At 58.4% G+C, this 6794-nt stretch carries 8 protein-coding genes; all 8 read right to left on the bottom strand.

What is annotated here, in order from left to right; translation table 11 throughout:
- Positions 1 to 185: 185 nt before the first annotated feature.
- Complete coding sequence (locus GBG68_RS13675) at positions 186 to 728, bottom strand: DUF6624 domain-containing protein (RefSeq protein ID WP_152148314.1); 543 nt, start codon at positions 726 to 728, stop codon at positions 186 to 188.
- Positions 729 to 810: 82 nt separating this feature from the next.
- On the bottom strand, positions 811 to 1869 hold the full coding sequence (locus GBG68_RS13680; RefSeq protein ID WP_152148316.1) for an IS3 family transposase: 1059 nt from the start codon (positions 1867 to 1869) through the stop codon (positions 811 to 813).
- Entirely contained in the window at positions 1866 to 2249 is a 384-nt protein-coding gene (locus GBG68_RS14580; RefSeq protein WP_152148318.1) for a hypothetical protein, read from the bottom strand. Before GBG68_RS14580 ends, GBG68_RS13680 begins: the two co-directional genes overlap by 4 nt.
- A 110-nt stretch (positions 2250 to 2359) precedes the next feature.
- Positions 2360 to 2833, bottom strand: a complete 474-nt coding sequence (locus GBG68_RS13690) for a GNAT family N-acetyltransferase (RefSeq protein WP_152148321.1) — start codon at positions 2831 to 2833, stop codon at positions 2360 to 2362.
- Positions 2834 to 2947: 114 nt separating this feature from the next.
- The gene (locus tag GBG68_RS13695; protein ID WP_152148323.1) at positions 2948 to 3463 is read right to left on the bottom strand and encodes a hypothetical protein; all 516 of its coding nucleotides are present in this window, start codon (positions 3461 to 3463) and stop codon (positions 2948 to 2950) included.
- Positions 3464 to 3592: 129 nt separating this feature from the next.
- Complete coding sequence (locus GBG68_RS13700; RefSeq protein WP_152148325.1) at positions 3593 to 4222, bottom strand: hypothetical protein; 630 nt, start codon at positions 4220 to 4222, stop codon at positions 3593 to 3595.
- On the bottom strand, positions 4222 to 5100 hold the full coding sequence (locus GBG68_RS13705) for a hypothetical protein (RefSeq protein WP_152148327.1): 879 nt from the start codon (positions 5098 to 5100) through the stop codon (positions 4222 to 4224). Before GBG68_RS13705 ends, GBG68_RS13700 begins: the two co-directional genes overlap by 1 nt.
- A 147-nt stretch (positions 5101 to 5247) precedes the next feature.
- A complete protein-coding gene (locus GBG68_RS13710; protein ID WP_152148329.1) occupies positions 5248 to 6204 on the bottom strand; it encodes a hypothetical protein in 957 nt (318 codons plus the stop codon).
- Positions 6205 to 6794 lie beyond the last annotated feature (590 nt).

The raw sequence follows: 6794 nt of genomic DNA on the forward strand, positions 1-6794 counted from the left end.
AAGATCAGAGAAGCTCGACTGCATCGACCACGTACTCACTCTCAACCGGGGAGGGCCGACATTGTCTCAAGCCACAGCCACCGACGGAACGGCTGCCCCCGAATAAATCAGCGTTTCCCTAACGCTAGCGGTGAGGCGCCGGGGAAAACGCGCAGCGTTTTACCCGGTCGCTCTCAACCGCCTTGTTAGCCATTTTCTGCTTTCTGACGCCGCAAACGTTCCCGCTCTCGCATCTGCTGGACGCGTTCAGCCAAAGTGTTCAGGCCTAGGTCCGCACGCCGCCGATCAACTGTTTCAGGATCCGCTATGGGCATGGGGACCGGCCAACCCTCTGGATCTAAGTCGAACTGCGTGCCGTAGTACTGCATCTCGCCGGACATGGTGAGCACGCGGTCTTGCAAGAACGCGAGCTGCCAGCCTTCGACAGAACCCGATGCAACGGCCTCTTTGAGCAGTACAAGACACTCCTTCATGAAGAGCAGGTCCGAGACAGCGTGCTGCGCGACCAGCCATGCAGCCTTCGTTCCTTCGGCTCCGACCAAATGCCGACCAGGCCATCCATACTGGGCGATGACGCGCCTCAGAGTGGCGGCATTCTCTTCGTGTATTTGCCGCATCCTTGGATGGTAGTCCGTCGAAGGTAACTCGCCGGCCTGGAACAGTTCCTCGAGTACGCGCTGATCTCTTTCAGCCAGTTCGACGAGTTGCTGCTGCAACGCTAAATCCATGCGTTCTCCTGGCTAACGTGAGGGCTCAGCCGCGCGGCTTCGGAATGTGTCAACCTTTTTCCGACACTGGCGCCTGGTTTTCCTAGGTCATTTTCTCCGGGGTGATCACAGCATCGTGAGCGTATAGGCCGGCCTCGGCGTCCCGGATGTAGGTGTCGGCGGCGGCGGTCACGCCGTCCTCGGGGTTGATGCAGACCTGGGTTGGCGGCCTGGATGCGACCGGCGGGCCTTTCGGGTAGCGCTGCGGATGCTCGGCGTAGTAGGCATCCAGCGCCGCCTGTCGCTGGGCATGCACGGTCTCTACGCGGCCTTCGAACACATCGGCCGGCGTGTAGAAGGCGAGCCCCTCGTGGGGGCGGAGCTTGTACTCACTGATAAAGCCGGCCGTCCAGGCACGCGCATGGTCGATGTCCCGGAACCGCCCCGGGTAGCCTGGGCTGTACTTGAGAGTCTTGAAGTGCGCCTCGCTGTAGGGGTTGTCATTGGAGACGCGCGGCCTGGAGTAGCTGCGGCGTACCCCGAAGGCATCGAGGAAGTCCCGGTAGCTGTGCGCAATCATCGGCGCACCGCGGTCCTGGTGGATGACCAGGGTGCCGGGTTGTATGTGGTGGGCGCTGAGCGCCTGATCGAACAGATGCCGGGCCAGTGCGGCGTTCTCCTTGCGGCTGATCATCCAGGCCACCGGATAGCGGCTGAACAGGTCTAATACCTGGTAGAGATTCAGGTACACCCCGCGCTGGATGGTCGGCAGCTTGGTAATGTCCCAGCTCCAGGCCTCGTTCGGCGCCCGCGCCGTGATACGCGGCACGGCATGGTGCTGGGGCGGGCGCTGCGTGCGCCTCTCGCGGCTCTGCTGATGGCGGCGAAGGATCCGGTAGATGGTCGACACCGAAGCGAGCATCCGCCCCTCGTTGAGCTCGCTGGCGTGGATCACGCGTACGCTCGCATCCTGATGCCGCTCGCTATTGACCAGATCGAGCACCGCTCGCTCCTCGTCTGGGCTGAGTTGTCGCGGCTGGGGGCTCGGTGCAGTTCGCTTGGGCGCCCGCCTGCGCGCATAGGTGCCGGTGCGCGACAATCCCAACGCCTCGCAGGCGCGGCTGCGGGGCAGGCTGCTTGGGCGCTGTTCGAGAAGGCTCATTGCGATTCCTCGCTCTGTGCCTGTTCGACCAGCGCGAAGAACTTTTTTTGCAGGTCCACCAGGTCTTCGGCGATCTTCGCGCGACGCTGCTGGCGGACCAGTTCGCGTTCCAGCTGCTCGATGCGTCGCTCGCGCGGGTCCTTCGGCTTGCGTCCACCGCTCTTCGGCTCCAGCCCCTGGCTGCCGCTCTCGGCGAGGGTCTTGCGCCAGTTGGCCAGCTGGCTGCCGTACAGCCCGTTGCGGCGCAGCCAAGCGCCTTTCTCGCCGCGCTCCAGCGCATCATGCTCGGCCAGCAGGCGCTGCTTCTCGCTCGCGCTGAACTGCCGACGCGTACGTCGCTCAAGGCTCGGCTCGGTTTGCACTTCGTTCGACTCGTCCACGTCCATCCGCTCTTTGGTTGTGCCGCCCTACGTTACATAAGAAACGCGCCAGCGACTGTCGGATGCTATGTTGACACTTAGGGCTTCGCCGCGTCGGCTGCAGCCCCTGGTTAGACCAACACGCGTTGCATGCTGGTCTGCGTGACCTGTTGCCCCTCCAAGCCCTCGAACCGGTCGGCTGGCGCTTCATGGTACGTTACGAACCCGAACTGCTCGAAAACCTTCGGATTGCCGGTCTCCTTTATTGTATCGAGCGTGAGGCGCTGCTTGCGTCGAGCGATGGCGATTTCTTCGATCGCTGCCATAAGCTGCCGTGCAACGCCCCGGCGCCTGAGCGCTGGGTGGACCGCTAGACCACGAACGAGTACCACGGCAGGGCAGCCGATGTACTCAACGGTACCAATGACGCGGCCTTCGGAAATGGCCACCAGCGCACCGGTGAACTCCGTGTCTTCTGTGGCGGCCACCGCTCGGCCAGCGGCTTCCTTCGGCCGGTACACCCGACGGAGGTCGGCGGTTGCGGCGTTCAGCAACGCGAGAACTTCGTCGCGGTCGCTTTCTGACTGTTCCCGAATATAGAGCATCAGCGCTTTCCGTCTAACGGCTAGCGGTAAGCCGCAGCGAAAACGCGTAGCGTTTTTGCTGTCGGCTTCACCGCGTGGTTAGGCTCTTGTTTTTGCTCATGTGCGAGGCTGTGCTCACTCCGTGACCGTGGCCCGCCGGAGTAGCCATTCAACGGCCTGTTCGATTGCGCTGTGACGTAGGGAAACATTGCTTCCGCCATGGTCAAACTGACAGCCGACGATATGCTGCAAGCACTTTGGGTCACTTTGCATTTGACTGAGCGTCCATTGCCAAAGGTCACGGTACACCCCATAGCTCCACCAGTCAGAGAAATGGCAAATAAGAACTGGAAGCTCTGGCTTGCTACTTAGTTCGCCACGGAGGTAAGGCCAGTACTTCAACAAGTTGGCGATTGCCACTTGCTTGCTCTCGAACTCGATGATGATCTTATGATCATTGAATGCAGCCGTAAGGTCTCCGAGTTCAAAGCGCTCTGCTTTGTTATACGCCCCGCCACGTCTTCCGGCCTGATGCGTTAACAGGCTGGCAGTGTTGTGTTTCCCTTGCCCGCCGGTCCATGACACATCAGGTGCCTCGCTTCGGAAAACGTCCGCGAATTCCCGAAGGAACGCTGCTTGGGTTGCCCCCATTGCGACCTCTGTTCTTGCGCTGCCTAACGCCGTGCTTAAGCCGCGCCAAAAGCCGCCGCGCGGCTTTTGGCGTCGGCTTCAAGCACTTGTTCGGCTCCCCAAGCAATGGGTTTTGCAGCCTGGAAGATATCAAGACTCCGCTTGCTCCGCATGACGCTCCTGAAGAACATCGCACGGCACAACGCGAGTCACGACGAGATAGTTTAACGCGTAGCCTCCACACGCCCACATGATCGCCAGGAGTGCTAAAACCAGAACCAACCCGAAGGCTCCGAACTCTACCTCAGAACCGGGCCAAACCACCCAAAACGCGAGAAGCAGGATGGCCTCGAACACGTCGACGATAGCGTTCGACAGGCGGAGCGCTTCTCTCTTCCTACGGACAAGGTCTGCGAGTTCCGTAGGATTCAATGCGCCACCTTCGCTATTCACCCGTTTCTGCAGGGCGACTAACATAGGCTCGGCGTATGGCATGGCAAGAGCTGTACTCCTAGCAAGGAGTAAGGCCGCGACTCTTGGTACAACAAAGAAGGCGAAGCCAAAAACAAGAAGGACATCGCCTAGGGGGACTTCACCTACAAGGGATGTGAGACGCTCCACACCTTTACCTGCCGGCCACTGGATGGCCTCGAAAACACTGGTTCCCGAACGAGACAAAGCCTCAAACGCAACCACGACCAGAAACGAAACGATCCGCCAAAGCCGTAGCCGCGGGCCGATTAAACCATCAAGTTGGCTGACTAGATGGTCTTTGAGCACTATTTGACCACCTGCAGCAACACGATGTCGCCCCGAACCTCATCGAAAGCCCCATAGCGCGTGAGAGGCGCGGCAAAGAATTGAATTTCTACATTCCGCAGGTTAGAAGGGCTCAGCTTCAAAGCCAGGGATTCATTAGGAATTAATAGCTTCTGCTTGTGCTTCCTCTTCGTTGCGTTACTTCTGAATTCTCCAACAAACGGAAAGGCTTGGCTGTTGTTCTCGACCAAGCCATGGAGCGTACCTTCGAACCAAGCAACCGGACCCAGCCTAGACTTTGTAACGATCTGACCAAACCGTTTCGCCCGATCTCGGGAAAACTCGAAGCGAGTGGTCCCAGCCTCGTCGAAGGTTTGCAAGGATATGTAGTCATCCTTCCCAATTACCGAAGACCGAATGGGAGAGATAGCCTGATTGACCTGTTCGACCACCTTCGCCTCGATATACTCACGCTCCCTCTGTTCCCGATGCTCTAAAAGCACCTCGTGTGTTGTGATCTCGACATTGTTATGCGCAAGGTTGTTTATCGCGTTACCGATCTCACCTTCAAGTGGCGTGGGCGCCTGTACCTCAGCGGCTGCCGCTGCATACGGGCTGGCCAAATATGTTCTTAGCTTCCGGGTGATTTGCCGGCCAGTGTCCTTGAGGAGCGGGACAATGACGCAGTTGGCCTCCGGCGCGCCCAGATAGAAATCCGCAGTGCTGTATAATTCTCGCGGTAGCGTCGAAAACTTGCGGACGACCCCGAATCGCTCGTAGTAGACGATGCAGTCCACTGCTCGCTGGACAGGAGACAATGTTTTTGTGAGTGTGCGGACTGACACCTGGTTGCCCGGCGCCAGTACACCTTCGAATTCTATAATCAGCCTTCGTTCCACTTATCCCCCAACCGTTAAAGGCGATGGTTGTTATTCTGGGCCGAACGGCTAGCGGTAAGCCGCGGTAAAAACGCGCAGCGTTTTTGCCGTCGGCTTGACCGTTTGGTTAGGCTTTTGGTTTCGTTGCATTTCGCGGTTGAGCTCACGCTACCGCTCCAATTGGGTGAATAAATCACCTTGTCCGCGCTGCTTCTGCCTAGTGTCTTTGAACCGTCTGCCTTGTGGCATCTCGCTAGAGCTGAAACCGTCGATCTTCTTCAGCACCACAACTACTGAATATCCGGTAACAACCACATCCCCCGCTTCATCGAGCTTCCTTCCAATCTTCAGCACGCACTCGATCGCCGTGCCGTGCTTGAAGCTCACCCGCTCGCTCAACACGGCCGCGCGGAACTCCGAGTCGGCCATGTTGAACCCGATGAGCCCTCCGTCATACAAGCCTTTCCACTTGTAGGTCCCTTCCTTCAGAACTGGCGACACAATTTCAATGATGGCGTTGTCGATCACCAGTGGCGGCAAATCACTCGACGCGATGATGAATCTCGAGAAATCCCTTCGCTCTACTGGCCGCTCGTCTTCAAGCGGATGGCCTCCGCCATCGAGCCGGCGGACACTGACCTTGGTCACTTTCTCGTAGTTATTTATGTGCCGATAGAAGTTCGATTTCCTGGTAATAACCTTGGGCTCACTCTCTGCGACGACCCGGGCCGCTTCTATAGCTTCGTGAGTGACTTCGCCAGTGTCGAGGTCCCGCTGCAACTTCTCGATCGAAAGTTGTTTTTCCTCAATACTCAGCTGCGTTAGCTCTTTCTGGAGGTCAGCGTGTTCGCGGTCTCCGACCGGGATGCGCGACAAGATCAAGGTGACGACCAAAAGGATGAGGGTCAGTTGGTTCTGGTTCTCACCGATCGCCCGCCAGATGTCCCTGAAACCACCTTCGGCGCTAGGTTCCGCCTCAATGAGGATCTTCGCGCCGATGACACGCGAGACCTCGTGAACCAGGGCTAAAAGTTCAGTCTCACACTTGTTACGAACGATAGCGTCGATCGTGTGCGATTGGTCTTGGAAGTAGTAGTGTAGCTCTAGTTTTTCTGAGTTATTCATAAGTTTTCACACTACTACAGCGCTTTACTGAAGCCTAACGGCTAGCGGTAAGCCGCAGGAAAAACGCGCAGCGTTTTTGCTGTCGGCTTCACCGCTTTGTTAGCGCAATGTGTTGTTTTATTTGGCAGTGAGCCTGGCCGGATACCACCGACAGCGCCTGCGTCTTTATCTTGCTCTCTGGAACCTACCGCAGCGCGCCGTGCTTCGCCAGCGCTGGCTCCGTTCGTTCTTTTATCACGGTGCCGCGTTCGGGCCACCTACGGGCGCTGAGCATTTGCCCGGGCAAAACCCCGGCCCTCGGTGTTCTTCTTTCTTCAGCGGCCCTTTCTCGGAGTAGGGCGCGACCAGCGTCTACTAGCGGGGCGGCAAAACCCAGGGTGCTTCCGCTGTCCCCCGCCTTCACCAGCGCTGGCTTTGCCGTTTCAACGGCGGGGTTTTCTGCGGCAGCTGTGATGCCCCATTTCTCGCGCTAACGGCTAGCGGTAAGCCGCGGGAAAAACGCGCAGCGTTTTTGCCGTCGGCTTGACCGCCTTGTTAGCACGGTGGTGAGAATGACTACGCCAAGTGCACCACCATGCAGCAAATTCTTT

This window comes from Alkalilimnicola sp. S0819, assembly GCF_009295635.1.
GTDB lineage: Bacteria > Pseudomonadota > Gammaproteobacteria > Nitrococcales > WHIW01 > S0819.